Here is a 26,242-nt window from a genome sequence, read left to right on the forward strand (position 1 = left end):
GGCCGCCGTTCAGGTGTGCGGGACCGTGATCGCCGTGGCGAGCAGGCCGTCGCGTGCGGTCCAGCGGCCGTCGAAGTGGCTCAGACGCCTGCCGCCGACGGTCGGTCCCGGCACCAGCAGTACGGCATGCAGGGTGCCGCGGCGCGGGTCGGCCGGGTCGACGGCGATCTCGATGTCCGCCTCCGTGAAGTCCAGCCACCGCCCGGTGAGGGGGTACCACGCCTTGTAGACCGACTCCTTGGCGCTGAACAGCAGCCGCTCCCAGTGGATGCCGGGCCGCGCCTCGTCGAGTCGCCGCAGACGGGCCGCCTCGGCGGGCAGGGCGACGGACTCCAGGACACCGTCCGGGAGCGGCCCGTCGGGTTCGGCGTCGATGCCGAGCGAGGCCAGGTCGGTCAGGCGGACAAGGGCGGCGGCGCAGTAGCCGTCGCAGTGGGTCATGCTGCCGGCGAGGCCGGCCGGCCAGCGCGGGGCGCCGCGCTCACCGGTGGGCACCGGCTGCGGGGGCACGCCGAGTTTCTCCATGGCCCGGCGGGCGCAGGACCGCACGACGGTGAACTCCCGGCGCCGCTTGGCGACCGCCCGGGCGACGATCGCCTCCTCCTCCGGGTAGAGGGGCAGGTGTCCGGCGTCGTCGTGGCCGCACGCCTCGACCGCGACGACGGTGTCGGGCAGCAGTTCCTCGATCACCTCGTCACCTCCGGACCCGACGGTGCCACGGGCGCCGAAGCCGACTTCGCCGCCGTCGCCGTCGTCGCCGCCGCCGTCGTCGTCGGCAGGATGGGGCGCAGCCGTCCGGGCGGCCCGGACCGCTTGCGCCACTCGCGCGGGTAGCCCACCGACACCTCCTCGAAGCGGACCCCCTCGTGCCAGGTGGTACGCGGGATGTGCAGATGCCCGTAGACCATGGTGTCGACCCGGAACCTGCGGTGCCAGTCCGCGGTCAGCGAGGTGCCGCACCACATAGCGAACTCGGGGTACCACAGGACGTCGGTGGGGTGCCGGTGCAGCGGATAGTGGTTGACCGGGATCACCGGCAGGTCCGCGGGGATCTCCGCGAGCCTGCGCCCGGTCTCGGCGACCCGTGCCCGGCACCAGGCCTCGCGGCTGGGATACGGGTCGGGATGCAGCAGGTACTCGTCGGTGCACACGATGCCGGTGCCGTGGGCGTACTCCAGGCCCTCGGCCTTGGTCGCGCATCCCGGGGGCAGGAACGAGTAGTCGTACAGGAGGAAGAGCGGCGCGACGACCGCCGGGCCGCCCGCGCCCTCCCAGACGGGGTAGGGGTCCTCGGGGGTGGTCACGCCCAGCTCGCGGCACATCTCGACGAGGTGTTCGTAGCGGGCGACGCCGCGCAGGGCGACCGGGTCCTTGGGGTGCGTCCACAGTTCGTGGTTGCCCGGCACCCAGACGACCCGGCGGAAGCGGTCCGCGAGGGTCCCGAGCGCCCAGCGGACGTCGGCGACGGTCTCCGCCACGTCACCGGCCACCAGGAGCCAGTCGTCACCGGACGCGGGGTGCATCCGCTCCACCAGGGCCCGGTTCTCCTCGTAACCGATGTGCAGGTCACTGATGGCCCACAGCGTCCCCGGAGCTCCGGCCCTCGATGTCATCCCCCACCCCTTCCCCGACACGCGTTCGACGCCACGAGACCACATTCGCCGCCCCGGTCACAAGGCGACCCGGCGCCGCCCGCCGCGGCGGCCGCGGAGGCCGCCGCACGGCCGGGCCGAGGCATCCGTGTGACGCGCGTTGCACTCGGGGCCGCGCGTACCCCTATGATCGCCCCAACACCACCGCCACGCCCCATTCCTCGCGCAGAGCGGCTCGGTGACCCTCCAAACCCCTGGCCGGGCACGGCCCGCTTCGCCCTGCCCGCGAACCCTGGAAGGCGGCTTGCATGGCTTCTCCCGTACGCGTCTGGCTCAACCGCACGTACGCGGAGAACGTCTTCTTCATGGATCAGCTGCGGAGAAATCCCGCCGACCGGGCCGTCGAGATCCATGCCACGCACGGCGATCCGGACTCCCCCGTGCTGGCCGCCGCGGACACCGCCGACCTGGAGCCGGAGGGCCTGTCCCCCGCCGGGTACGTCGAGTACGCGCTGGACCAGTGCGCGCGGCGCGGCATCGACGTGTTCGTGCCCCGGCTGCACCAGTCGGCGGTCGTGGCGCACCGCGCGGAGTTCGAGGCGGCGGGTACGGCACTGCTCGCGCCGTCGCCGGAGGCGGTGGCCCTGTTCGGTGACAAGGTGATCGCCTACGAGGCGGTCCGGGCCATCGGCGTGCCGGTGCCGCCGTGGTGGCGGGTCCGCACGGCCGAGGAGCTGGTCCACGCGGTGGAGGAGCTGGAGGCGGGCGGCGACCGGGCGTGCTTCAAGCCGGCGTCCGGCGCGGGCGGGGTGGGCTTCCGGATGGTCACCCGGGATCCCTTCTCCCTCGCGCAGCTGAACGGCTTCCCGAGCCCGACCGTGCCGCTGCCCCTGGTCGTCGAGGCGCTGCGGACGGCCGAGGAGCCCGTGGACTGGCTGGTGATGCCGCGCCTGGAGCAGCCGGAGGTCTCGGTGGACTGCCTCACCGGGTCCGACAACCGGGTCCGTCTCGCCGTGGGCCGCACCAAGAACGGCCGCCGCCGCGGGTTCACCCTGCACGAGCAGTGGCTGGCACCGGCACGGCGGATCGCCGAGACGTTCGGGCTGCACCACCTGTCCAACGTGCAGTTCCGGATGTACGGCGACCGGCCGGTCCTGATGGACGTCAACACCCGCCCGGCCGGGGGGCTGCACCAGCTGGCGCTGTGCGGCGTCAACGTGCCGTGGGCGGCGGTCCGGCTGGCGCTCGGGGACGACCCGGGCCGGCTGGAGCCGCCGTTCCTGGGGCAGGACTACGCGGTGGTGTCCGGGCCGCGTCCCCTGCGCCCGGTGTCGGTGCCCGGCCAGCGCCCGGACCTCTCGGCCGTCCCGGCCCCGACGCCCGTACCGGAACCGGCACGGTCGGCTTCGGCAGCGCAGGCGGCGGCGACGTCCGCGCCGGTGGGGCTCACCTGAGGTAGGCCAGCCCCGGGTGCACCGCCCGGTAGCCGTCGACGAGGCGGCGGGCGACGTCCACCGAGTCGACGAGGGGGTGCAGGGCGAAGGCCCGCACCGCCGCCGCGCGGGAGCCGGTCCCGGCCGCGGTCAGGACGTCGCGCTCGACGGCCTTGACCGCGCAGACCAGGCCGGTGGCGTGGTCCGGCAGCGGGTCGACGGCCATCGGGTGGGCGCCGTTCGCGTCGACCAGGCAGGGGACCTCGATCACCGCGTCGCGGTCGAGGACGGAGAGCGTGCCGCGGTTGCGGACATTGAGGATCAGGGTGGCCCGTTCGTCGCGGGCGACGGCGCGCATCAGCGCCAGCGCCACCTTCTCGTAGCCCCCGGACAGGTCCTCGGCCTCGCGTTCGCCGGCGTTCGCCGTCTCGCGGTTCTCGGCCATGTAGGTGGCCTCGCGTTCGGCTCGGGTGCGGTCCCAGGTGGCCAGGGCCGGGGCGTCGGGGCGGCGCATCTCGTCGTAGAAGCGGGCCTGCTGGTCGCGCAGGAACGCGCCGCGGGTGCGGTCGGCCTCCTGGTAGGCGCGGACGGTCTCCCGGTTGAAGTAGTAGTAGTGCAGGTACTCGTTGGGGACGGCGCCGAGGGAGCGCAGCCACTCGGGGCCGAAGAGCCGGCCCTCCTCGAAGGAGCCGAGCAGCCCCGGGTCGGCGAGCAGCCGCGGGAGTTCGTCGCGTCCGTCGACGCGCAGGCCGCGCAGCCAGCCCAGGTGGTTGAGGCCGACGTAGTCGACGAAGGCGCGGTCCGGGTCGGCGCCCAGCACCCGGGCGACGCGGCGGCCGAGTCCGACCGGCGAGTCGCAGATGCCGACGACGCGGTCGCCGAGGTGCCGGGACATGGCCTCGGTGACCAGTCCCGCCGGGTTGGTGAAGTTGATGACCCAGGCGTCCGGCGCCAGCCGCGCCACCCGGCGGGCGATGTCGACGGCGACCGGCACGGTCCGCAGCCCGTAGGCGATGCCGCCCGCGCCGACCGTCTCCTGTCCGAGGACTCCCTCGGCGAGCGCCACCCGTTCGTCGTCGGCCCGCCCCTGGAGGCCGCCGACGCGGATCGCGGAGAACACGAAGTCGGCGCCGCGCAGCGCCTCGTCCAGGTCGGTCGTCGCGGTCACCGCCGGCGCGTCGGGCACCGGGGCCGCCTGCTCGGCCAGTACCCGGGTCATCGCCGTCAGCCGGGACGCGTCCGTGTCGTACAGGACGACGTCGGTCACGCGCCCCTCGGCGCGGTCCCCGAGCAGCGCCCCGTACACGAGCGGCACGCGGAATCCGCCGCCGCCCAGCATCGTCAGCCTCACGTCCGCACCCTTCCGTCGCCGGCCGCACTCCCGTCCGGCGCCGATCATGGCACGGCGGAGCGCCGGCCCGCGTGCACCCGCCCTGGCCCGAGTACGGCGCACCGGCGTCACGGTGAGCGGCCGCCAGGTCACCACGAGGCGCGCTGTCGGTGGCCACCCCGGTGCACGGCCCGGCCCGGCACTTTCGTGACGTTCACGACGTTCACGGGCTGAACTCCCCGGCCCCGCAACGACTTTCTCGGCTTCACCTCTTGACGGCGGAGGCGGCCGGGAGCAGATTGGCCGCACTCTGAGAGCGCTCTCAAAGGCAAGACCTCCTCCCCGGAGTCCCCAGAGCCCCCGGAGCGCGCTCGGGCGTACCGCTTCCCACTCCCGCATCGAGAGGCGACCCCCACATGAGTCAGACATCCGGCAACCCGCCCAGACGCCGGCCGCTGCGCCGGGCGCTGGTGGCCGTCGTCGGCACGCTCGGTCTCGCCGCGGCGGCGACGGCCGTGACCGGTCCGTCCGCGGGCGCGGCCGTGCCCCCGCCCCCGTCCGGCTGGACGCAGGTCTTCGCCGACGACTTCGACGGCGCGGCCGGCTCCGGCGTGAACACCGCGAACTGGCAGTACGACACCGGCACCTCGTACCCCGGCGGCCCCGCCAACTGGGGCACCGGCGAGATCGAGACGATGACGTCGTCCCCGGACAACGTCTCCCTCGACGGCAGCGGCAACCTGCGCATCACCCCGCGGCGCGACGGCGCCGGCAACTGGACCTCGGGCCGCATCGAGACGAAGCGCGCGGACTTCGAGCCCCCGGCCGGCGGCAAGCTGCGCGTGGAGGCCCGCATCCAGGTCCCGAACGTCACCGGGGCGGCGGCCAAGGGCTACTGGCCGGCGTTCTGGATGCTCGGCTCGCCCTACCGGGGCAACTACTGGAACTGGCCCGGTGTCGGCGAGATCGACATCATGGAGAACACGCAGGGTCTCAACACGGTGTGGGCCACGCTGCACTGCGGCACCTCGCCCGGCGGCCCCTGCAACGAGACCAGCGGCATCGGCGGCAACACCCCGTGTCCCGGCGCCACCTGCCAGGCGGGCTTCCACACCTACCGGGTGGAGTGGGACCGTTCGACGAGCGTCGAGGAGATCCGCTTCTACGTCGACGGCAACAACTTCCACACCGTCCGCGCCAACCAGGTCGACGCGACGACCTGGGCGAACGCCACGAACCACGGCTACTTCATCATCCTCAACGTGGCGATGGGCGGCGGCTTCCCGGACGCCTTCGGCGGCGGCCCGGACGGCGGCACCCAGCCCGGCCACTCCATGCTCGTGGACTACGTCCAGGTGCTGTCGGCCGGTGGGAGCGGTACCACGCCACCGCCGACCGGCGGTGACCGCGACGCGTACAGCGCCATCGAGGCCGAGTCGTACGACGCCCAGTCCGGCACGATGACCGAGGGCAGCTCGGACTCGGGCGGCGGGAGCAACCTCGGCGCCCTCGCGAACGGCGACTGGGTGCAGTACAAGGGCGTGGAGTTCGGTTCGAGCGCGGCGACCCAGTTCAAGGCCCGGGTGGCGAGCGGTGCGGCCGCCGGGGTCAGCGGACTGGTCGAGGTGCGCCTGGACAGCCGCTCCAGCACGCCGGTCGGCAGCTTCGCCGTGGGCAACACGGGCGGCTGGCAGTCGTGGCGCACGATCCCCGCGAACATCACCCCGGTGACCGGCACCCACGACGTCTACCTGACCTTCACCAGCGGCCAGCCCGCCGACTTCGTGAACGTGAACTGGTTCGGCTTCGGTCACTGAGCGGCATCCGGCCCCCGCAGGAGGGCGCGAGGGCCCCACGCGACGTGGGGCCCTCCGTCGCGTCCGGGACCGGTCCGCTCAGCGCAGCTCCGCCCGGAAGGCCGCCGGCGTCTGGTCCGTGTGCTGCTGGAAGAACTTGGAGAAGTTGGCCGCGTCCGGGAAGCCGACGGCCGCGCCGACCCGGCCGATCGGCATCTCGGTGTGGGCGAGGAGCCGCTTGGCCTCCAGGACGACGCGCTTGTCGATGAACCCCTTGGGCGTCTCGCCGGTGGCGGCGCGCACCGCGCGGACCAGGGTGCGGCGGGAGTAACCGAGCGCGTCGGCGTAGGCGCTGACGCTGTGGTTGGTGGCGAAGCCCCGCTCGACGGCGTTCCGGAAGAGGGTGAAGGTGGTGTCCCCCGGCGCGTCCGCCCTCCCTTCCCGCGCGGAGCCGGCCGCGAGATGGGCCAGGCGCAGCAGGAACGCGGACAGCGTGTGGCGCAGTACGGCGGTGTGCAGGCTCAGCGGCAGGGTGGCCGCGTCCTCGTACTCGCGCCGCAACTGGTCGAGCGCCGCCGTCAGTCCGGCGAGGCGTGCCTCGTCGGGGTGGAGCAGCGGCGGCAGGTCGTAGCGGTAGAGGCCGGTGGCCTCGACGGTGGCGCGGGGCAGGAAGCCGGGCTGCATGGTGAGCACCGTTCCGCGGTACTCGCTCCCGGGCGCGAAGCGGTGGACCTGTCCGGGACGGATCCACAGCAGATCGCCGGCCGACGCCTCGTACTCGGCGAAGTCGATCATGTGACGGACCGGGCCGCCGGTGAAGAGCATGACGATGTGGAAGTCGATGCGGTGCACGCGGTGCAGCGGGGCGTGCGCGTGCCAGGTGCGGCCGGCGCCCATGGGCCCGACCTGCATGCCGACTCCGAGGAGGCTGAGATCGACCGGGAAGGGGAACGTTCTGATCCCGTCGCCGCCCTTGCCGTCACCGCCCTTGCCGTCGGCACTCCGGCCGCCGCCGTTGTGGATGCTTTCGTCCGCCATGTCCTTCTCGCGCCGTCCCGCCCGTACGCCCCGCGGCCGGGGCGTGTCCCAGTTTCACCACAGGCTGGCACACCTCGACCTTCACTCCCAAAAGTCAGACTTTTAAGTTTGAACACGTCAGACCAGCTACTCCGCTCCGATCGAGGATTTCTTGAAGATGAGCACGCAGTCGAGCAAGCAGACAGTGGACAGCGCGGACCGCTTCGAATGGACCGAACTCGACCGGCGTGCCGTCGACACCGCCCGTGTCCTCGCGGCCGATGCCGTACAGAAGGTGGGGAACGGCCACCCCGGCACGGCGATGGCCCTCGCCCCGGCCGCATACACGATCTTTCAGAAGGTGATGCGTCACGACCCCGCCGATCCCGAGTGGACCGGCCGTGACCGCTTCGTCCTCTCCCCCGGCCACACCTCGCTGACCCTCTACACCCAGCTCTTCCTGGCCGGCTACGAGGTGGAGCTGGACGACCTCAAGGCCTTCCGCGCGCACGGCTCGAAGACGCCGGGCCACCCGGAGTACGGGCACACGGCGGGCGTGGAGACCACCACGGGACCGCTGGGCCAGGGCGTGGCCAACGCGGTGGGCATGGCGATGGCCGCCCGCTACGAGCGCGGCCTGTTCGACCCGCGGGCGCCCGAGGGCGAGTCCCCCTTCGACCACACGGTCTGGGCGATCGTCAGCGACGGCGACCTCCAGGAGGGCGTCTCCGCCGAGGCGTCGTCGATGGCCGGCCACCAGCGGCTCGGCAACCTCGTCCTCCTCTACGACGACAACCACATCTCCATCGAGGGCGACACGGCGACCGCGTTCTCCGAGGACGTGCTGAAGCGGTACGAGGCCTACGGCTGGCACACGCAGCGCATCGAGCCCGCCGAGAGCGGCGACGTGGACGTGCACGCGCTGCACGCGGCGCTGACGGCGGCGAAGGCCGAGACCGGACGCCCCTCCATCATCGCCATGCGCACGATCATCGCCTGGCCCGCCCCGAACGCCCGGAACACCGAGGCCTCCCACGGCTCCGCCCTCGGCGCGGACGAGGTCGCCGCCACCAAGCGCGTCCTCGGTTTCGACCCGGAGCGGTCCTTCGAGGTCGCCGAGGAGGTCCTCGCCCACACCCGGCGGGCCCTGGACCGGGGCGCGGAGGCGCACGCCGCCTGGGACAAGCGGATCGCCGCCTGGCGCGACGCCGCCCCCGAGCACGCGGCGCTCTTCGACCGCGTGGTCGCCGGCCGGCTGCCCGAGGGCTGGGAGGACACCCTGCCGGTGTTCGAGACCGGCAAGGCGGTCGCCACCCGCGCCGCCTCCGGCAAGGTCCTCCAGGCGCTCGGCCCGGTGCTGCCCGAACTGTGGGGCGGCTCCGCCGACCTGGCCGGCTCGAACAACACGACCATCGACAAGACGTCGTCCTTCCTCCCGGCGGGCAACCCGCTTCCCGAGGCCGACCCGTACGGCCGCACGGTCCACTTCGGCATCCGCGAGTTCTCCATGGCCGCGGAGATGAACGGCATCGCCCTGCACGGCAACACGCGGGTCTACGGCGGCACCTTCCTGGTCTTCTCCGACTACATGCGCAACGCGGTCCGCATGTCCGCGCTGATGCAGCTGCCCGTGACGTACGTGTGGACGCACGACTCCGTCGGCCTGGGCGAGGACGGACCGACCCACCAGCCGGTCGAGCACCTGGCCTCCCTGCGCGCCGTCCCCGGTCTCAACGTGGTCCGCCCGGCCGACGCCAACGAGACGGTGACCGTGTGGGCCGAGATCCTGAGGCGCCACTCCACCCACCCGGCGCCGCACGGTCTCGCCCTCACCCGCCAGGGCGTACCGACGTACGCGCCGGACCCGGACGCGGCGCGCGGCGGGTACGTCCTCGCCGACGCCTCCACCGGCGCCCCGGACGTCGTCCTGATCGCCACCGGCTCCGAGGTGCAGCTCGCGATGGCCGCGCGGGAGGCTCTGGAGGCCGAGGGCACGGCCACGCGCGTGGTGTCGATGCCCTCCGTGGAGTGGTTCGAGGAGCAGCCCCGTGCGTACCGCGAGAGCGTGCTGCCGCCGTCGGTGCGGGCCCGGGTGGCCGTGGAGGCCGGGATCGGCCTGACCTGGCACCGGTTCGTCGGGGACGCGGGCCGCATCGTCTCCCTGGAGCACTTCGGCGCCTCCGCCGACGCGAAGACCCTGTTCACCGAGTTCGGCTTCACCGCCGAGCACGTGGCCGCCGCCGCCAGGGAATCCCTGGCCGCCGCCCGCGGCTGAGCCCCCTGCGAACCCTGCGAAGCAGAAAGAGAAGATGATCACTGTGACCGAAGCAACCGCGACCGCGGGAGCACTGCGGCGCCTGGCCGACCAGGGCGTGTCCGTCTGGCTGGACGACCTGTCGCGGCGGCGGATCGAGTCCGGCAACCTCGCCGAGCTGATCCGGACGAAGAACGTCGTCGGCGTCACCACCAACCCGTCGATCTTCCAGGCCGCCATCGGCTCCGGCGAGGGCTACGAGGAGCAGCTCGCCGACCTCGCCACCCGCGGCGTCACCGTGGACGAGGCGGTCCGGATGATGACCACCGCCGACGTCCGCGCCGCCGCCGACGTGCTGCGCGAGGTGTACGACGCGACCGGCGGCCGGGACGGCCGGGTCTCGATCGAGGTCGACCCGCGTCTCGCCCACGACACCCGGGCCACGGTCGCCGAGGCCCGGCAGCTGGCCTGGCTGGTCGACCGCCCCAACGTGATGATCAAGATCCCGGCGACGAAGGCCGGCCTCCCGGCGATCACCGAGGTCATAGGCGCCGGTATCAGCGTCAACGTCACCCTGATCTTCTCCCTGGAGCGCTACCGCGAGGTCATGGACGCCTACCTCTCCGGTCTGGAGATGGCGCAGGCGGCCGGGATCGACCTGGCCGGCATCCACTCGGTCGCGTCCTTCTTCGTCTCCCGCGTCGACAGCGAGATCGACAAGCGGCTGTCGCTGCTGGGCACCGACGAGGCGCTCGGCCTGCGCGGAAAGGCCGCGCTGGCGAACGCGCGACTGGCCTACGAGGCGTACGAGAACGTCTTCGCGGGCGACCGTTTCACCGCCCTCGCGGGGGCCCGCGCCAACCCCCAGCGTCCCCTGTGGGCGTCGACCGGGGTGAAGGACCCGGCATTCCGGGACACCCTGTACGTGGAGGAGCTGGTCGCTCCCGGCACCGTGAACACGATGCCGGAGGCCACCCTGGACGCCGCCGCCGATCACGGCGAGGTCCGGGGCGACACGGTCACCGGCGGGTACGCCCAGGCCCGGGCCGACCTCGCGGCGGTGGAGCGGCTCGGCGTGTCGTACGACGAGGTGGTGGAGCAGTTGGAGCGAGAGGGCGTGGCGAAGTTCGAGGCGGCCTGGGACGACCTGCTCGCCGCCGTGACGAAGTCCCTCGACAGCAAGGGAGTTGACGGGGAATGAGCGAGGAGCTTCCCGCTGGGGCGCCCCAGGAGACCAAGGCGACGAAGGAAGCCAAGGAGACCCGGACGGCCCAGGAGGCGGCGGGACCGCTGCACGCGGAGGAGGCCGAGGAGGCCCGCGCCGCCGAGGCGGCGAAGGCGCCCGGCCGGGCGAAGGCTCCCCGGGGCGCGAAGAAGTCCGCGACGGACCGCGCCGCCAAGGGGGCGAAGGGCAAGGGCGCGGCCGGAGCGGGCGTCGAGCCGATGGCACCGCTCGACTGGAGCAACCCGCTGCGCGATCCCCAGGACCGCCGTCTGCCCCGTATCGCGGGACCCTCCGGACTGGTCATCTTCGGCGTCACCGGTGACCTGTCCCGCCGCAAGCTGATGCCGGCCGTGTACGACCTGGCCAACCGCGGCCTGCTGCCGCCGGGCTTCTCGCTCGTCGGCTTCGCCCGCCGGGACTGGGAGGACCAGGACTTCGCCCAGGTGGTGCACGACGCGGTCAAGGAGCACGCGCGCACGCCGTTCCGCGAGGAGGTCTGGCAGCAGCTCTCCGAGGGCATGCGGTTCATCCCCGGCGACTTCGACGACGACAACGCGTTCGAACAGCTGCGCAAGGCGGTCGAGGAGCTGGACGCCTCCCGCGGCACCAGCGGCAACTACGCCTTCTACCTCTCCGTGCCGCCGAAGTTCTTCCCGAAGGTCGTCCAGCAGCTCAAGAAGCACGGGCTGACCGACGCCCCGGACGGTTCCTGGCGCCGCGCGGTGATCGAGAAGCCGTTCGGCCACGACCTGGGCAGCGCCCGCGACCTGAACGCGCTGGTCCACGAGGTGTTCGACCCGGAGCAGGTCTTCCGCATCGACCACTACCTGGGCAAGGAGACCGTCCAGAACATCCTGGCGCTGCGCTTCGCCAACCAGATGTACGAGCCGATCTGGAACCGGTCCTACGTGGACCACGTGCAGATCACCATGGCCGAGGACATCGGCATCGGCGGCCGGGCCGGCTACTACGACGGCATCGGCGCCGCGCGTGACGTCATCCAGAACCACCTGCTCCAGCTCATGGCCCTGACCGCCATGGAGGAGCCGGCCGCCTTCGACGCGCGGTCGCTGCTCACCGAGAAGCTGAAGGTGCTGCGGGCCGTGCGGCTGCCCGACGACCTGGGCGAGCACACGGTGCGCGGGCAGTACGCGGGCGGCTGGCAGGGCGGCGCGCAGGTGCCCGGCTATCTGGAGGAGGAGGGCATCGACCCGGCCTCCACCACTGACACCTACGCGGCGATCAAGCTGGGCGTCGACAACCGCCGCTGGGCGGGCGTCCCCTTCTACCTGCGCACCGGCAAGCGCCTGGGCCGCCGCGTCACCGAGATCGCGGTCGTCTTCCAGCGCGCCCCGCACTCCCCCTTCGACTCCACCGCCACGGAGGAGCTGGGCGAGAACGCCATCGTCATCCGCGTCCAGCCCGACGAGGGCATGACGGTGCGCTTCGGTTCCAAGGTGCCGGGCACGTCGATGGAGATCAGGGACGTGTCGATGGACTTCGCCTACGGCGAGTCCTTCACCGAGTCCAGCCCGGAGGCGTACGAACGGCTGATCCTGGACGTCCTCCTGGGGGACGCCAACCTGTTCCCGCGCCACCAGGAGGTGGAAGAGTCCTGGCGGATCCTCGACCCGATCGAGGAGTACTGGGCCTCGCACGACAAGCCCGCGCAGTACGCGTCGGGCGGCTGGGGACCCCGGGAAGCGGACGAGATGCTCGCACGAGACGGACGGAGCTGGCGCAGGCCATGAGGATCGACCTGACCGACACCACGGCAAGCAAGATCAACAAGGCGTTGGTGCAGGGCCGCCGGGCCATCGGCACCCCGGCCGTGGGCATGGTGCTCACGCTGGTCATCGTGACGGACGAGGAGAACGCCTACGACGCGATCAAGGCCGCCGAGGAGGCCTCGCACGAGCACCCCTCGCGCACCCTGGTCGTCATCAAGCGCCACCCCCGCAACCTGCGCGACCGCACCCGCTCGCACCTCGACGCCGAGGTCCGGGTCGGCTCCGAGGCCGGCACCGGCGAGACCGTCGTCCTGCGCATGTACGGCGAGGTGTCCGAGCACGCCGACTCGGTGGTGCTGCCGCTGCTGCTGCCGGACGCGCCGGTGGTCGTGTGGTGGCCGGTGGAGGCGCCGGACAACCCGGCGAAGGACCCGCTGGGCGCGCTGGCCCAGCGCCGGATCACCGACCTCTACACGGTCGAGCGGCCGATGGAGGTCCTGGAGCGCCGGGTCCGCGCCTACGCCCCCGGCGACACCGACCTCGCCTGGACCCGGCTGACGCTGTGGCGCTCGATGCTGGCGGCGGCCCTGGACCAGGCCCGGGTGCCGGTGACCTCCGCGGTCGTGGAGGCCGAGGCGGACAACCCGGCCGCCGAGCTGCTGGCCCGCTGGCTGGAGGCGCGCCTCGGCGTCCGCGTGGACCGCGTGATCACCGACGGACCGGTCGTCACGGCCGTCCGCCTGGGCACGGCGAACGGTGAGATCGTCGTCGACCGTCCGGAGGGCCCGCTCGCCACGATGACCCTCCCCGGTCAGCCCCCGCGCTCCGTCGCCCTGAAGGTGCGCCCCACCTCCGAACTCATCGCCGAGGAGCTCAGGCGCCTCGACGCCGACGAGATGTACGCCGTCGCCCTGCGCGGCGAGGCCGGCAAGGAGACTCCCGTTCATGTCTGACACCCCCAAGCTCGACCAGCGGCCCCAGTGGACCGCGCTCGCGGACCACGCCAAGGGCGCGCTGCCCCATCCGGACCTGCGTGAGCTGTTCGACCGGGACCCCGGGCGGGCGGAGCGGTACGTCGTGCGCGTCGGCGACCTCCGCATCGACTACTCGAAGCACCTCGTCACCGACGAGACGCTGGCCCTGCTCCAGGAACTGGCCGCCGCGACCGACGTGTTCGGGCTGCGCGACGCGATGTTCCGCGGTGAGCGCATCAACATCACCGAGGACCGGGCCGTCCTGCACACGGCGCTGCGTGCCCCGCGCGACGCGGTGATCGAGGTCGACGGCGAGAACGTCGTCCCCAAGGTGCACGCCGTGCTCGACAAGATGGCCGGCTTCGCCGACCGGGTCCGCTCCGGCGAGTGGACCGGCCACACCGGCCGGCGCATCAGGAACGTCGTCAACATCGGCATCGGCGGCTCCGACCTGGGCCCCGCGATGGCCTACGAGGCGCTGCGCGCCTTCACCGACCGCTCGCTCACGGTCCGCTTCGTCTCCAACGTGGACGGCGCCGACCTGCACGAGGCGGTCCGCGACCTGGACCCGGCCGAGACCCTGTTCATCATCGCCTCCAAGACGTTCACCACGATCGAGACGATCACCAACGCCACCTCGGCGCGCTCGTGGCTGCTGGACGGGCTGGGGGGCGACGAGAAGGCGGTGGCCAAGCACTTCGTGGCCCTGTCGACGAACGCCGAGAAGGTCTCCGGCTTCGGCATCGACACCGCCAACATGTTCGAGTTCTGGGACTGGGTCGGCGGCCGGTACTCCTTCGACTCGGCCATCGGGCTGTCCCTCATGATCGCCATCGGCCCGGACCGGTTCCGGGAGATGCTGGACGGCTTCCGCATCGTCGACGAGCACTTCCGCAACGCCGAGGCCCCGGCCAACGCGCCGCTGCTCCTCGGTCTGCTGGGCGTCTGGTACGGCGACTTCCTGGGCGCGCAGTCGCACGCGGTGCTGCCGTACTCGCACTACCTGTCGAAGTTCACGGCGTACCTCCAGCAGCTGGACATGGAGTCCAACGGCAAGTCCGTCGACCGCGACGGCAACCCCGTGGAGTGGCAGACCGGGCCGGTGGTGTGGGGCACGCCGGGCACCAACGGGCAGCACGCGTACTACCAGCTGATCCACCAGGGCACCAAGCTGATCCCCGCCGACTTCATCGGCTTCGCCCGGCCCGTGGGCGAGCTGAGCGACGAGCTCAAGGCCCAGCACGACCTGCTGATGGCCAACTTCTTCGCCCAGACGCAGGCCCTCGCCTTCGGCAAGACCCCCGACGAGGTACGGGCCGAGGGCGTGCCCGAGGAACTGGTCCCGCACAAGACCTTCCGCGGCAACCACCCCACCACGACCGTCCTGGCCGCCGAGCTGACGCCGTCCGTCCTCGGCCAGCTGATCGCCCTCTACGAGCACAAGGTGTTCGTGCAGGGCGCGATCTGGAACATCGACTCCTTCGACCAGTGGGGCGTCGAGCTCGGCAAGGTGCTCGCCAAGCGCGTCGAGCCGGCCCTGACCGAGGGCGCTGAGGTGCCCGGCCTCGATCCGTCCACGGCCGCCCTGGTGGCCGCCTACCGTGAACTGAAGGAAGTGCACTGACATGCAGATCGGTCTCGTTGGTCTCGGCAAGATGGGCGGCAACATGCGCGAGCGCCTGCGCAACGCCGGCCACACCGTCGTCGGATACGACACCAACCCCGAGCGGGCCGACGTCGACAGCCTGGTCGAGCTGGTCGACCAGTTGGAACGGCCGCGCGCGGTCTGGGTGATGGTCCCGGCCGGCGGCGCCACCCAGCACGTCATCGACCAGCTGGCGACGCTGCTCAAGCCCGGCGACACCGTCATCGACGGCGGCAACTCCCGCTGGACGGACGACGAGAAGCACGCCGAGGAGCTGGGCAAGCGCGGCATCAACTTCGTCGACGCGGGCGTCTCGGGCGGCGTGTGGGGGCTGAAGAACGGCTACGCACTGATGGTCGGCGGTGAGAAGGAGACCGTCGACGACCTCAAGCCGATCTTCGACGCCCTCAAGCCCGACGGCCCCTACGGCTACGTCCACGCGGGCAAGGTCGGTGCCGGGCACTTCTCCAAGATGGTCCACAACGGCATCGAGTACGCCATGATGCAGGCCTACGCCGAGGGCTGGGAGCTGCTGGAGAAGGTCGACTCCGTGGACAACGTCCGCGAGGTCTTCCGCTCCTGGCAGGAGGGCACGGTCATCCGGTCCTGGCTCCTCGACCTCGCGGTCAACGCCCTGGACGAGGACCACCACCTGGAGAAGCTGCGCGGGTACGCGGAGGACTCCGGCGAGGGCCGCTGGACGGTGGAGGCCGCGATCGACAACGCCGTGCCGCTGCCCGCGATCACGGCCTCCCTCTTCGCGCGGTTCGCGTCCCGCCAGGACGACTCGCCGCAGATGAAGATGATCGCAGCGCTGCGCAACCAGTTCGGCGGCCACGCCGTGGAGTCGGCCAAGAAGTAAACGGAGCCGAGCGTGCGTTGACGTGATCGGCCGGTTCGGGTCAGAGTCCCTCCCTGATGGAGATCAACGACCTGACACCGGCCGAGTCGCGTCTTTGGCGGGCGTTCGCCTCGGGCGCCGACGTGGACTTCCGTGCTCCCGCCGGCTCCACCGCGGCGGACTCCGACGACCCCGCCGACGGCAGCACCTGGGGCCCCGAACGGACCGTGCGCGCGAGCGTGCTGCGCTCCCTGCTCCTGGACGGCCCGCGGGAGGAGGGCCGGGTCGCCGCACTCAGTCTCGCCGGGGCGCGCGTCACCGGGCAGCTGGACCTCCAGTACGCGACGGTCGACCACCCGGTGCGGCTGCGTCACTGCCACTTCGACGAGGCACCGAGGTTCTACGGGGCCCGGCTGCGCGAGCTGAACCTGAGCGAGTCCATGCTGCCCGGGCTGATCTCGCACGCCGTGCGGGTGGAGGGCGTGCTGCGCCTGACCCGGGCCCGGTTCGACGGCATGGTGCGGCTCGCGGGGGCGGAGATCACGGGCAGCCTGTACCTGGAGGGCGCCCGCATCGAGGCGCCGGACACCGAGGGCCCGGTGCTCCAGCTCAACCAGGCCGTGCTGGGCGCCGACCTGTGGGCACCGGGGGTGCACACGGTCGGCGAGGTCAGGCTCACCGGCGCCCGGGTGGCGGGCACGGTCAATCTCAACGACACGGTGCTCGACCGGCCGGGCGGCACGGCGCTCCAGGGCGAGACCCTCGCGGCCGAGGCCGACGTGCTGATGCGGCGCGCGGACGTCCGGGGCCGTCTCGAACTGCGCGGCGCCCGCATACCCGGCCGGCTGGACCTGTCGCACGCGCGGCTGGCCAACCCCGGGGGCACCGCGCTGCGCGCCAGCAGCTGTGTGATCGGCGAACTGTGGCTGCGGGAGGGCCCGCCGGTGCGGGGCACGCTCAACCTGCGCCGCACCCAGGTGGACGTGCTGTTCCTCCAGCCGGAGATGGTGCCGGCCTGGGTGCAGCTCAACGACCTCACCTACACGTCGCTGATCCCGCACGAGCCCGCCGGGCGGCGGCTGCCGATGCTGGAGAAGGGCGACAGCTACCTCCCCTTCACCTATGAGCAGTTGACCGCCGCCTACCGCCGGATCGGCGACGACGACGCGGCCCGGCTGGTGCAACTGGCCAAGCAGCGCCGGCAGCGGCGCACCCTGCCCTGGTACGGCCGCCTGTGGGGGCATCTGCAGGACGTCGCCGTCGGCTACGGCTTCCGTCCGCTGCGCGCGGGCGGCTGGCTGCTGTCGCTGCTCGCGGTCGGCTCGGTCGCGTACGGCCTGCACCATCCACCGCCGCTCAAACCGGCCGAGGCCCCGGACTTCAACCCGGTGTTCTACACGCTGGACCTGCTGCTGCCGGTGATCTCCTTCGGCCAGGAGAGCGCTTTCGCACCCGAGGGCGGGTACCAGGCCCTGTCGTACGTCCTGATCCTCATGGGCTGGATCCTGGCCACCACCGTCGTCGCCGGAGTGACCCGCACCGTCAGCCGCCAGTGAACCCGGGCACCGGGGCATCCGGGCACGGGGCATCCGGGCACCGGCCGCGAGCCGACGCGTCCCGGGTTCCGGGGGTGCGTGCGTTCCGGGTGCGCGCGTTCGGGGTATGCCAGACCCACGCCGAGAACGATCAAGGAGAACGATGGCGATGCCACCCCTGCGGCAGGAGGTCGACGCGGGTGCGGCCGGGCTGGACCCCGAGGCGCTGGACCGGCTCGACCTGCACTTCGCCCGGCAGGTCGACGAGGGCCAGCTGCCGGGGTTCCTGGTCGCCGTCGCGCGCGGCGGCCGCGTCGCCCATCTGACCGTGCACGGCCTGCGGGACGTCGCGGCCGGACTCCCGGTCACGGCCGACACGCTGTGGCGGATCTACTCCATGACCAAGCCGGTCACCGCGGTGGCCGTCCTGACCCTGGTGGAGGAGGGCCGGCTGTCGCTGGACGACCCCGTGGACCGGTATCTGCCGGCCTTCGCCGAGCCGCGCGTGTACGTCGAGGGGAGCGGGGCGGACGTCGTCACCCGGCCGGCCGCCGGTCCGGTGCGCGTCCGGCACCTGATGACCCACACGGCGGGGCTGACGTTCGGCTTCTACCACTCCCACCCCGTCGACGCGCTGTACCGGGCGGCCGGTGTGGAGTCGTCGGTGCGGCCGGGGGCCGGCCTGGCCGAGACCGTCGACCTGTACGCGCGCCTGCCCCTTCAGTTCGAGCCGGGCACCGAGTGGAACTACTCGGTCGCCAGCAATGTGCTCGGACGGCTGGTGGAGGTGGTGTCGGGACAGCCGCTCGACGTGTTCTGCGCCGAGCGGATCTTCGCACCGCTCGGCATGACGGACACCGGGTTCCACGTCACCGACGCGCAGGCGGACCGGCTGGCCGAGCTGTACGGCGAGACGGAGGACGGCGGCATCACCCCGGTCCCCGGGCTGCCGCTGCGGGGCGGCCGGCCGCGGTTCCTGTCCGGCAGCGGCGGCCTGGTCTCGACCGCCCACGACGTGCACCGTTTCGCGGAGCTGCTGCGGCGCCGCGGCGCACTCGACGGCGTCCGGCTGCTCGCCCCGGCGACGGTGGACCTCATGACCCGCAACCACCTCCCCGGCGACGCCGACCTGCGCTCCTTCGGCAGCCGCCCGGCGCACGACGAACCCGGCAACGACGGCGTCGGCTTCGGCCTCGGCGTCTCCGTGGTGACCGACCCGAGCCCCACCCGGTCGCCCTCCGGGCTCGGGACGTACGGCTGGAGCGGAGTGGCGACGACCACTTTCTGGGTCGACCCGGGCCGTGATCTGACGGTGCAGTTCATGACCCAGGTGCGGCCCAGGTCCTCGCACGCGGTCTACCCGGACCTGAAGAGGCTCGTGCACGAGGCCGTCACCGACTGACCCCGCCGCCCTCGGCGGTCAGGACGGCACGTGCGCCATCGCGTCCAGGTGGGGCAGGTGGTGGTCGAGGCGTTCCCGCTTGGTGCGCAGGTACGTGATGTTGGACTCGCACGGCGGTATCAGCAGCGGCACCTGCTCGGCGACCCGGATGCCGTGCCGCACCAACGCCTCCCGCTTGCGCGGGTTGTTGGACATCAGGCGCACAGACCGCACCCCGAGGTCGTCCAGGATCCGCGCCGCTACGCCGTAGTCCCGGGCGTCGACGGGCAGGCCGAGGGCGAGGTTCGCCTCCACCGTGTCCAGCCCCTCCGCCTGCAACGCCATCGCGCGCAGCTTGGCGAGCAGCCCGATGCCACGCCCTTCGTGGCCGCGCAGGTAGACCACGACCCCGCTGCCCGCGTCGGCCACCTGCCGCAGCGCGGTGGCGAGTTGGGCACCGCACTCGCAGTGCTGGGAGCCGAACGCGTCGCCGGTCAGGCACTCGGAGTGCAGCCGGGTCAGCACACCTTCGGCGCCCAGGTCACCGTGGACGAGGGCCACTTGCTCGTCGCCGCGTTCGTGGTCGACATAGCCGTACGCCCGGAATTGCCCGTAGACGGTGGGCAGCGGTGTCACCACGACCCGCTCCGCGTCCGTGCGCTTGGATGCCTTCTTGCCGAGTACACCGATTTTTTCTGTCATGATTTTCGCGTTCCTCAACAGATTGCTCAACCGAGTTGAAAGGCCGTGCGGAAATGGATGTTTCACTGGTGCCGGCGGACACGAGCGAAGACGTGCGCGAGCGCGGCGCCAAGGTCGCGGTGCTGCCGGTGGGGAGTCACGAGCAGCACGGCCCGTACCTGCCGCTGGCGACCGACACCCTCGTCGCGTGCGCCGTCGCCCGCGAACTGGCCGACGCGTATCCGGTGCGGCTGCTGCCGCCGGTGACGATCGGCTGCTCGCACGAGCACGCGGACTGGCCCGGGACCGTCAGCGTCTCCTCCGTGACCCTGCACGCGGTGGTGCGGGACATAGCGGACTCCCTGCGCCGCTCGGGTGTCGAGGCCCTGGTCGTGGTCAACGGACACGGCGGGAACTACGTACTGGGCAACGTCGTCCAGGAGTCCTCCGCCCGCGGTGAGCGGATGGCGCTGTTCCCGGCCGCGGAGGACTGGGAGACGGCGCGGCAGCGGGCGGGGGTGGTCACCTCGCTGCTCACCGACATGCACGCGGGGGAAATCGAGACCTCCATTCTTCTGCACGCGCACCCCGAATTGGTCCGGCCCGGTTACGAGGCCGCCGATTTCGTCGCGGACGACCGGCGTCATCTGCTCTCCCTCGGTATGTCCGCCTATACCGCTTCCGGTGTCATCGGGCGTCCTTCACTGGGATCGGCGGAAAAGGGGAAGGAACTGCTGGCGGGCCTCGCGGATTCCTTCGCGGAATGTTTCGCGCTGCTGACGGCGGTGACGGTCACCGGGTCCGAGGACAAGCGCGCATAGCGCACGGCGCGCCGGCGGGCGACGAGGACGACGGCGCCGGGCAGGCTCGCCGCGAGGCTGAGCACGCCGTACACCACCGCCACTCCGAGGCCGGTACCCGCACCGAGTCCCGCCGCGCCGAACGCCCAGACGGTGACACCCTCCCGCGGGCCCCAGCCGCCGACGTTCAGCGGCAGCCCCATGGCGAGCAGCGCCAGCACGGCCAGCGGCGTGAGCACGGCGACGGAGGCCCCGCTGCCGGCCACCCGGGCGGCGAGCACGAACATCGCGAGGTGCCCGGCGAGTACGACGACGGAGGAGCCCGCGACGCCCGGCAGGTTGCGCCGGGACAGCAGCCCCTCCCGCGCCTCGCCGAGCACCGCCCGCAGGGCCGGCGCCCGGCGTGCGGGGGTACGGCGTGCGGGGGTACGGCGCGGGAGGGCCCGGCGTGCGAGAGTCCGGCGTGGGAAGGCCCGGCGTGGGAGAGCCTGGCGTGGGAGGGTCGGTTCTTCCGGCGTCCGATTCATGCGCAGGGCGAGGACGACGGCGAGCGCGCAGAGCAGGGCCAGGGCGACGAGGGGCGCGAGGCGCCGGGCCCCGGCCAGCACCGGGGACGGCATCGTGAGCAGTACCGCGACCCCGACTCCCATCAACGCGACCTGTCCGGCGGCCCGTTCGAGGACGACGGCCCGCACGCCCCGCCCCAGGTCGCCGGCGCTCTGCCCGTGCCGCACCGCGCGGTGCACGTCGCCGAGGACGCCGCCGGGGAGGGCGGCGTTGAGGAAGAGGGCGCGGTAGTAGTCGGCGACGGCCCCTCCGAGCGGCAGCCGGATGCGCAACCCCCGGGCCACCAGGGCCCAGCGCCAGGCGCTGAACACGGTGGTGACCAGCCCGATCCCGAGCGCCGCCAGCACCGTGGGCGCGTCGATCCGGCGCAGCCCGTCCAGGAAGGCGCCGGTGCCGAGACGCCACACGAGCACGGCGAGGACGGCGGTGCCGGCGAGGGTGCCCAGGTGGGTGCGCAGGGCGCTCACGACACCCCGCCCGTCGGCCGGCACAGCGCCAGCAGGTCGGTGTGGTGGACGACCACGCGCAACTCCCCGGCCGCGCAGACCGCGAGACGCTCGTCCAGGTACCGGGCGGCCCGCTCACGAAGCTCCGGGCGCTGTTCCACGGCCGCTCCGACCCAGCCCCGCAGCCACGAGGCGGTGAGTCCGGCCTCGTCGAGGCCCAGCCGCCAGGGGCTGGGGAGCGTGCGTACGGTGGCGCCGTGTCCGGCGAAGGCCTCGGCGGCCGCGGTGACCGCGTCCGGTCCGAGCATGCCGGTACCCCGCTGGTGGTCGTTGAACGCCTCGGTGATCTCGGCGTCCAGGGGATGCGCGGGGGTGAGTTCGACGCGCCCGGCGACGGAGAGGGTCAGCAGCGCCGGACAGCCGGCCCCGGCACAGGCGGCGGCGAGGTTGCCGACCTCCTCGGCGGTGAGGACGTCGAGCAGCGCGGACGCGGTCACCAGCGCGGCGCCGGCCAGCGCGTCCGGGGTGAGGCGGGCGAGGTCCCCGCGCCGGGTCTCGACGGTGACCCGGCTGCCGTCGGCGGCGGTGCGCGGGGCGGCGACGGCGGCGAAGTGCAGGAGGTAGGGGTCGCGGTCGTGCAGCACCCAGTGCTGCGCACCGTCGAGGCGCGGGGCGAGCCAGCGACCCATCGACCCGGTGCCGCAGCCCACGTCGTGCACCACGAGCCCGTCCGCCCGCCGGGGCAGGTTGGCGAGCCTGATCCGCAACGGGTCGAGCAGGTCGTGCGCCCGCGCGGCGGCGTCGGCGGGCTCCCGGAGGCGCAGCCACTCGGGGGCGTAGCGCGGCGGTTCGTCGGCGGCGTCCCCCCGCGCCGTCACGCCGCCGAGGCGGACGGTGGTCCGCTCGCCGCGGGAGCGCCCGGTCGGGCCGGCTCCGGGGACGACGGCACTCGCGGCATCCGTGTCATCGGTGACGACAGTGCCATCGGCGACGACGGTGACACCGGTGATGTCGGTGACACCGGTGATGTCGGTGATATCGGTGGCGTTGACGGCGTCGGGCGCGTCCTGGGGGCCCGGCCGGGCCGGGACGACGCCGGCGGCCGGTGCGGGAGGCTTCCTCGGGTTCATGCCGCCCTCCTCGGTTCGCCCGGCAGCCGGTGCAGTACGCCGGCCAGGCTCTGGGCCGTGCTCGCCCAGCCGTTCAGGGCGGCGCGGCGACCGCGGGCGGCGGACTTCAGCCGGCGTCGTACGTCCGCCTCGCCGAACCATCCGCGCAGCTCGGCGGCGAGCGCGACGGGGTCCTCCGGCGGGACGAGGATGCCGGGCACCCCTCCGTCGGGTGCGCGCCCGACCGCCTCCGGGAGGCCGCCGACGTCCGTGGCCAGCACGGGGATACCGCGGGCGAGGGCCTCGGTGACCGCCATGCCGTACGTCTCGGCGTAGGAGGTGAGGACCATCAGGTCGGCGGTGGCGTAGGTGGCGTCCAGTTCGGCGCCGGCCCGCGGCCCGGCGAGTACCAGCCGCTCCTCGAGACCGTGCCGCGCGATCAGCGCCCGCAACCGCTCGACGTACCCCGGGTCCTGTCCGAGCCCGCCGACGCACACGCAGCTCCAGGGCAGGTCGGCCACGGCCGCCAGCGCCTCCACCAGCCGGTGCTGCCCCTTGCGGGGCGTGACCGCGGCGACGCACACCAGACGTGAGACGCCGTCGGTGCCGGGTGCGAGCGGCGCGATGTCGGCGCCGGGGGCGGCGACGTGGACGCGGGCGGGGTCGAGGCCGTGGTGGGAGACGAGACGGCGCACCGCCCAGTCGCTGGTGGCGACGACGGCCGGAACGGCGCGCAGTACCGTGCGTTCGCGGGCGTCCAGTTCGGCGGCCACGGCGGGGGCGAGACCGGTCTCGTCGCCGAGCGGGAGGTGCACGAGCACGGCCATGCGCAGCCGCTCGGCCTCCGGTACGACGATCTCCGGCACCCCGCAGGCGACGAGGCCGTCGAGGAGGACGACCGCACCGTCCGGCAACCGCCGCAGTACGCGGGCGAGCTCCGTGCGGGCGGTGTCGTCCGGCCGGGGCCAGTCGCCGGGCACGGGCAGCCCCCGTACCCGCCAGCCGAAGCCGGGCAGGTCGAGCCGGACCCGCCGGTCGTAGGCGTTGCCGCCGCTGGGGGCGGCGGGGTCGTCGACGCCGCCCGGCATGACGAAGTGCACGGAGCGCAGGGACATGGGGACGATCCCGCCGTTCCTCGGGCCGGGGACCGGGGCCGGCCCCGACTGCGGTGTCGCGGACGTCTGAGAGGGGACGTAGGCGAGCCGGGTCCGCCCGGCGCCCGGGCCGATCGCCGATTCCACGGATGTGCCGAGCGTCGACCCCGCGTGCGTGCCGGCCGTCGACCCCACGTGCCTGCCGGCCGTCGGCTCCACGGATGTGCCGGCCGTCGGCTCCACGGATGTGCCGGTCACAGCGCACGCTCGTAACTCGCCCAGGCGACGTGCGACTCGTGCAGCGTGACGGTGAGCCCGGCCAGACCCCTCGCCCCCTCCCCGAGCGCCCCCTTGTGCACGCGCTCGGCGAGCCGGTCGGCGACGACCTTGGCGAGGAACTCGGTGGAGGTGTTGACGCCGGCGAAGTCGGGCTCGTTGTCGAGGTTGCGGTAGTTCAGTTCGGCGACGACGGCGCCCAGTTCCCGGGTGGCGAGGCCGATGTCGACGACGATGTTGTCCTCGTCCAGCTGCTCGCGCCGGAAGGTGGCGTCCACCAGGAACGTCGCTCCGTGCAGGCGCTGCGCGGGCCCGAAGACGTCGCCGCGGAAGCTGTGGGCGACCATGATGTAGTCGCGGACGGTGATGCTGAACAACGGACGACCCTCCAGGTGTGGCACGTCTGGTGCCCCGCCGATCGCTGCACGGGGTGCCGTCTATTACGGCTGGAGACCTGCCCCCGTTCATTGGGCCGTACGTCTTTCCTCAAGGTCAGGCGCCGCTGCGGGCGTCCGCGCCGGTCTCCTCCCGGTCGTAGCGGATCCGGTGGCACAGTGCGGGGATCCGGCCGGCGGCCAACCGGGGCATCAGCTCGGGCAGTTCGGTGAACGCGGACTCGCCGGTGACGAGCGCGTCCAGGGCCGGGTCGGCGAGCAGTTCGAGGGCGAGGGCGAGCCGGTCGGCGTACCCGCGGGTGGCGGCGCGGGCCGGGGAGACGGTGCCGACCTGGCTGCCCCGCAGGGTCAGGCGCCGGGAGTGGAAGGCCTCCCCGAGCGGCAGGGCGACGCGCCGGTCGCCGTACCAGCTCAGCTCGACGACGGTGCCCTCGGGCCGCAGCAGCTCCAGCGACCGCGCGAGCCCCGCCTCCGTCGCGCTGGCGTGCACGACGAGGTCGCGGTCGCCTGCGGCGTCGGCCGGGACGGCGAAAGCCACGCCGAGCGCACCGGCGACCTTCGCCCGGCCGGGATCGGCGTCGACCAGTTCCACGCGTACGCCCGGGTATCGGGCCAGCAGGGCGGCCACCGAGCAGCCGACCATGCCGCCGCCGACCACGGTGACCCGGTCGCCGATCAGCGGCGCCGCGTCCCACAGCGCGTTGACGGCGGTCTCGACGGTGCCGGCGAGCACGGCCCGCCCGGCGGGGACGGAGGGCGGCACCGGCGTCACGGCGGCGGCGGGAACGACGTAGCGCGTCTGGTGCGGATAGAGACAGAACACGGTGCGCCCGACGAACCGCTCCGGCCCCTCCTCCACCACACCGACGTTGAGGTACCCGTACTTCACCGGCCCGGGGAAATCACCGTCCTGGAAGGGCGCGCGCATGACGGCGTACTGGTTCTCGGGCACCCGGCCGCCGAAGACGAGGGTCTCGGTGCCCCGGCTCACGCCGCTGAAGAGCGTCCGCACGAGCACGTCGTCCGGGCCCGGCGCCGGCAGCTCCACCTCACGGATCGCGCCCGCGCCCGGCTCCTCGAGCCAGAACGCACGTGCCCTGCGTGTCATCGGAACTCCTCCTGAACGATCGGGAAGCCACCCACGTACCGAGGGATGCACAAGCCGCGCACAAGGTAGCGGCGTTGATCGACTCTGTCACACGGCCGGAGGATGTTCGGTGGCCCTGATCAACCTGAACCACACGGACGACGCGTACGACGTCTGTGCCGCGAGGTCCGTTCAGCAGGAGACGGCGGTGGGAGCGGGCGCGCAGCTCGTGCTGCTGGCGCTGCTCGGCACCGCGATCGGCATCGGCACGGCGGGCTGGCTGACCGGCCTCGCCTTCGCGTTCGCCAGCTGGGCGGTGCTCTCCCTCGCGCTGCACCGCTCCCGGCCGCCGTCGTTCGGTCCGGCCAACCGGGTCACCCTCGGGCGGGCCACCCTGGTGGGCGGCGTCACCACCCTGGTCGCGGACTCCTTCCGCGACGCCCCACCCGTCCCCCTCCTCGTCGGCCTGACGGCCGTGGCCCTCGTCCTGGACTGTGTGGACGGCAAGGTCGCCCGCCGCACGGGCACGTCCACCCCCCTGGGCGCGCGCTTCGACATGGAGGTCGACGCGTTCCTCATCCTGGTGCTCAGCGTGTACGTCGCGGCGGACCTGGGCCCGTGGGTGCTGCTGATCGGCGGCATGCGGTACGTGTTCGTGGCCGCGGCCCGGGTCCTGCCGTGGCTGACCGCCCCGCTGCCCCCGAGCACGGCCCGCAAGACGGTGGCCGCGCTTCAGGGCGTGCTGCTCCTCCTCGCGGGCGCGGACCTGCTGCCGCGCGCGGCCAACGCCGGGGTGGTGGCGGTGGCGCTGGGGCTGCTGGTGTGGTCGTTCGGGCGGGACGTGCGGTGGCTGTGGCGGCGGTCGCGCATGCCCGCGACGCCGGCCGCGGCGATGCGGGAACTCGTCGCGCAGTGACCTCGCGCCGCCGGCGGGTGGAACATCGCCAGCGGGTGGAACATCACCGGCGCGCCGAAGACGCATCGGCCTCCTCGCGGGCAGGAGGCCGATGCGTTCTGTCGTTCTGCCGCGGGTG

Annotated in this window: 21 protein-coding genes and 1 pseudogene; 12 read left to right on the forward strand and 10 right to left on the reverse strand. The window is 73.0% G+C overall.

The window, feature by feature from the left end:
* Nucleotides 1–9 precede the first annotated feature (9 nt).
* Both Sco07f_RS20335 and Sco07f_RS20340 read right to left on the reverse strand, forming a co-directional pair.
* Complete coding sequence (locus Sco07f_RS20335) at nt 10–690, reverse strand: 4'-phosphopantetheinyl transferase family protein (protein ID WP_108988852.1); 681 nt, start codon at nt 688–690, stop codon at nt 10–12.
* Nucleotides 687–1,613 (reverse strand): metallophosphoesterase family protein, encoded by a 927-nt coding sequence (locus tag Sco07f_RS20340; RefSeq protein WP_108988678.1) that lies wholly within the window; start codon nt 1,611–1,613, stop codon nt 687–689. The genes Sco07f_RS20335 and Sco07f_RS20340 overlap by 4 nt, the downstream gene beginning before the upstream one ends.
* A gap of 287 nt (nt 1,614–1,900) precedes the next feature.
* On the opposite strand from Sco07f_RS20340, the gene Sco07f_RS20345 reads away from it, so the two are divergent.
* Nucleotides 1,901–3,046 (forward strand): ATP-grasp domain-containing protein, encoded by a 1,146-nt coding sequence (locus Sco07f_RS20345; protein ID WP_108988679.1) that lies wholly within the window; start codon nt 1,901–1,903, stop codon nt 3,044–3,046.
* On the opposite strand, the gene Sco07f_RS20350 is transcribed toward Sco07f_RS20345, so the two are convergent.
* Nucleotides 3,039–4,376 carry a 6-phospho-beta-glucosidase gene (locus tag Sco07f_RS20350; RefSeq protein ID WP_167468163.1) on the reverse strand — a complete coding sequence of 446 codons (1,338 nt, stop codon included), beginning with the start codon at nt 4,374–4,376 and terminating at the stop codon, nt 3,039–3,041. The two genes, Sco07f_RS20345 and Sco07f_RS20350, sit on opposite strands and share 8 nt — an antisense overlap.
* 395 nt (nt 4,377–4,771) lie before the next feature.
* On the opposite strand from Sco07f_RS20350, the gene Sco07f_RS20355 reads away from it, so the two are divergent.
* A complete protein-coding gene (locus Sco07f_RS20355; protein ID WP_108988680.1) occupies nt 4,772–6,172 on the forward strand; it encodes a glycoside hydrolase family 16 protein in 1,401 nt (466 codons plus the stop codon).
* Nucleotides 6,173–6,250: 78 nt separating this feature from the next.
* Here the strand turns inward: Sco07f_RS20355 and Sco07f_RS20360 are convergent, their stop codons facing one another.
* The gene (locus Sco07f_RS20360; RefSeq protein WP_007387300.1) at nt 6,251–7,189 is read right to left on the reverse strand and encodes a helix-turn-helix transcriptional regulator; all 939 of its coding nucleotides are present in this window, start codon (nt 7,187–7,189) and stop codon (nt 6,251–6,253) included.
* A 157-nt stretch (nt 7,190–7,346) separates the two neighbouring features.
* Here Sco07f_RS20360 and tkt point away from each other — a divergent pair, with 157 nt between their 5' ends.
* From tkt to Sco07f_RS20400, 8 genes are all read left to right on the forward strand, one after another.
* Nucleotides 7,347–9,443 carry a transketolase gene (gene tkt, locus Sco07f_RS20365; RefSeq protein WP_108988681.1) on the forward strand — a complete coding sequence of 699 codons (2,097 nt, stop codon included), beginning with the start codon at nt 7,347–7,349 and terminating at the stop codon, nt 9,441–9,443.
* A 34-nt stretch (nt 9,444–9,477) separates the two neighbouring features.
* The gene (gene tal, locus Sco07f_RS20370) at nt 9,478–10,623 is read left to right on the forward strand and encodes a transaldolase (RefSeq protein WP_087788746.1); all 1,146 of its coding nucleotides are present in this window, start codon (nt 9,478–9,480) and stop codon (nt 10,621–10,623) included.
* Nucleotides 10,620–12,398, forward strand: coding sequence for a glucose-6-phosphate dehydrogenase (gene zwf / locus Sco07f_RS20375; protein ID WP_108988682.1), 1,779 nt, complete (start codon nt 10,620–10,622; stop codon nt 12,396–12,398). The genes tal and zwf overlap by 4 nt, the downstream gene beginning before the upstream one ends.
* Nucleotides 12,395–13,330 carry a glucose-6-phosphate dehydrogenase assembly protein OpcA gene (gene opcA, locus Sco07f_RS20380; RefSeq protein WP_054101838.1) on the forward strand — a complete coding sequence of 312 codons (936 nt, stop codon included), beginning with the start codon at nt 12,395–12,397 and terminating at the stop codon, nt 13,328–13,330. The genes zwf and opcA overlap by 4 nt, the downstream gene beginning before the upstream one ends.
* A complete protein-coding gene (gene pgi / locus Sco07f_RS20385; protein WP_007387298.1) occupies nt 13,323–14,975 on the forward strand; it encodes a glucose-6-phosphate isomerase in 1,653 nt (550 codons plus the stop codon). The genes opcA and pgi overlap by 8 nt, the downstream gene beginning before the upstream one ends.
* Before the next feature lies 1 nt (nt 14,976).
* Entirely contained in the window at nt 14,977–15,858 is an 882-nt protein-coding gene (gene gnd / locus Sco07f_RS20390; RefSeq protein ID WP_007387297.1) for a phosphogluconate dehydrogenase (NAD(+)-dependent, decarboxylating), read from the forward strand.
* 56 nt (nt 15,859–15,914) lie between these two features.
* Nucleotides 15,915–17,393: a membrane-associated oxidoreductase gene (locus Sco07f_RS20395; protein WP_108988683.1), complete on the forward strand. Its 1,479-nt coding sequence runs from the start codon at nt 15,915–15,917 to the stop codon at nt 17,391–17,393.
* Between the two features lie 148 nt (nt 17,394–17,541).
* Complete coding sequence (locus Sco07f_RS20400; protein WP_108988684.1) at nt 17,542–18,774, forward strand: serine hydrolase domain-containing protein; 1,233 nt, start codon at nt 17,542–17,544, stop codon at nt 18,772–18,774.
* Between the two features lie 18 nt (nt 18,775–18,792).
* Here Sco07f_RS20400 and ribA read toward each other — a convergent pair whose 3' ends face one another.
* On the reverse strand, nt 18,793–19,455 hold the full coding sequence (ribA, locus tag Sco07f_RS20405; RefSeq protein WP_007387306.1) for a GTP cyclohydrolase II: 663 nt from the start codon (nt 19,453–19,455) through the stop codon (nt 18,793–18,795).
* A gap of 53 nt (nt 19,456–19,508) precedes the next feature.
* Here ribA and Sco07f_RS20410 point away from each other — a divergent pair.
* Nucleotides 19,509–20,141, forward strand: a pseudogene (locus Sco07f_RS20410) (creatininase family protein); the annotation flags it as partial.
* Here the strand turns inward: Sco07f_RS20410 and Sco07f_RS40635 are convergent.
* The 5 genes from Sco07f_RS40635 to Sco07f_RS20435 form a co-directional block, all read right to left on the reverse strand.
* Entirely contained in the window at nt 20,105–21,292 is a 1,188-nt protein-coding gene (locus tag Sco07f_RS40635; protein ID WP_108988686.1) for a lysylphosphatidylglycerol synthase transmembrane domain-containing protein, read from the reverse strand. The pseudogene Sco07f_RS20410 and the gene Sco07f_RS40635 overlap by 37 nt on opposite strands.
* A complete protein-coding gene (locus Sco07f_RS20420; RefSeq protein WP_244942080.1) occupies nt 21,265–22,377 on the reverse strand; it encodes a trans-aconitate methyltransferase in 1,113 nt (370 codons plus the stop codon). Before Sco07f_RS20420 ends, Sco07f_RS40635 begins: the two co-directional genes overlap by 28 nt.
* Nucleotides 22,374–23,597, reverse strand: coding sequence for a glycosyltransferase family 4 protein (locus Sco07f_RS20425; RefSeq protein WP_439959694.1), 1,224 nt, complete (start codon nt 23,595–23,597; stop codon nt 22,374–22,376). The genes Sco07f_RS20420 and Sco07f_RS20425 overlap by 4 nt, the downstream gene beginning before the upstream one ends.
* A 107-nt stretch (nt 23,598–23,704) precedes the next feature.
* The gene (locus tag Sco07f_RS20430) at nt 23,705–24,103 is read right to left on the reverse strand and encodes a 6-pyruvoyl trahydropterin synthase family protein (protein WP_108988687.1); all 399 of its coding nucleotides are present in this window, start codon (nt 24,101–24,103) and stop codon (nt 23,705–23,707) included.
* Nucleotides 24,104–24,218: 115 nt separating this feature from the next.
* On the reverse strand, nt 24,219–25,229 hold the full coding sequence (locus tag Sco07f_RS20435) for a zinc-dependent alcohol dehydrogenase (RefSeq protein WP_108988688.1): 1,011 nt from the start codon (nt 25,227–25,229) through the stop codon (nt 24,219–24,221).
* Between the two features lie 109 nt (nt 25,230–25,338).
* Here Sco07f_RS20435 and Sco07f_RS20440 point away from each other — a divergent pair, with 109 nt between their 5' ends.
* Nucleotides 25,339–26,124 carry a CDP-alcohol phosphatidyltransferase family protein gene (locus Sco07f_RS20440; protein WP_108988689.1) on the forward strand — a complete coding sequence of 262 codons (786 nt, stop codon included), beginning with the start codon at nt 25,339–25,341 and terminating at the stop codon, nt 26,122–26,124.
* Nucleotides 26,125–26,242 lie beyond the last annotated feature (118 nt).

Origin of the sequence: Streptomyces coelicoflavus (genome assembly GCF_003112555.1) — a bacterium.
GTDB classification, from domain to species: Bacteria; Actinomycetota; Actinomycetes; order Streptomycetales; family Streptomycetaceae; genus Streptomyces; species Streptomyces coelicoflavus.

What these genes read in the sequence shown, in the direction of transcription:
- Sco07f_RS20395 (WP_108988683.1), top strand. Translation starts at nt 15,915, where the DNA reads ATGGAGATCAACGACCTGACACCGGCCGAGTCGCGTCTTTGGCGGGCG.
- Sco07f_RS20355 (WP_108988680.1), top strand. Translation starts at nt 4,772, where the DNA reads ATGAGTCAGACATCCGGCAACCCGCCCAGACGCCGGCCGCTGCGCCGG.
- gnd (WP_007387297.1), top strand. Translation starts at nt 14,977, where the DNA reads ATGCAGATCGGTCTCGTTGGTCTCGGCAAGATGGGCGGCAACATGCGC.
- opcA (WP_054101838.1), top strand. Translation starts at nt 12,395, where the DNA reads ATGAGGATCGACCTGACCGACACCACGGCAAGCAAGATCAACAAGGCG.
- Sco07f_RS20345 (WP_108988679.1), top strand. Translation starts at nt 1,901, where the DNA reads ATGGCTTCTCCCGTACGCGTCTGGCTCAACCGCACGTACGCGGAGAAC.
- tkt (WP_108988681.1), top strand. Translation starts at nt 7,347, where the DNA reads ATGAGCACGCAGTCGAGCAAGCAGACAGTGGACAGCGCGGACCGCTTC.
- pgi (WP_007387298.1), top strand. Translation starts at nt 13,323, where the DNA reads ATGTCTGACACCCCCAAGCTCGACCAGCGGCCCCAGTGGACCGCGCTC.
- Sco07f_RS20400 (WP_108988684.1), top strand. Translation starts at nt 17,542, where the DNA reads ATGCCACCCCTGCGGCAGGAGGTCGACGCGGGTGCGGCCGGGCTGGAC.
- zwf (WP_108988682.1), top strand. Translation starts at nt 10,620, where the DNA reads ATGAGCGAGGAGCTTCCCGCTGGGGCGCCCCAGGAGACCAAGGCGACG.
- Sco07f_RS20435 (WP_108988688.1), bottom strand. Translation starts at nt 25,229, where the DNA reads ATGACACGCAGGGCACGTGCGTTCTGGCTCGAGGAGCCGGGCGCGGGC.
- Sco07f_RS20360 (WP_007387300.1), bottom strand. Translation starts at nt 7,189, where the DNA reads ATGGCGGACGAAAGCATCCACAACGGCGGCGGCCGGAGTGCCGACGGC.
- Sco07f_RS20340 (WP_108988678.1), bottom strand. Translation starts at nt 1,613, where the DNA reads ATGACATCGAGGGCCGGAGCTCCGGGGACGCTGTGGGCCATCAGTGAC.
- ribA (WP_007387306.1), bottom strand. Translation starts at nt 19,455, where the DNA reads ATGACAGAAAAAATCGGTGTACTCGGCAAGAAGGCATCCAAGCGCACG.
- Sco07f_RS20420 (WP_244942080.1), bottom strand. Translation starts at nt 22,377, where the DNA reads ATGAACCCGAGGAAGCCTCCCGCACCGGCCGCCGGCGTCGTCCCGGCC.
- tal (WP_087788746.1), top strand. Translation starts at nt 9,478, where the DNA reads ATGATCACTGTGACCGAAGCAACCGCGACCGCGGGAGCACTGCGGCGC.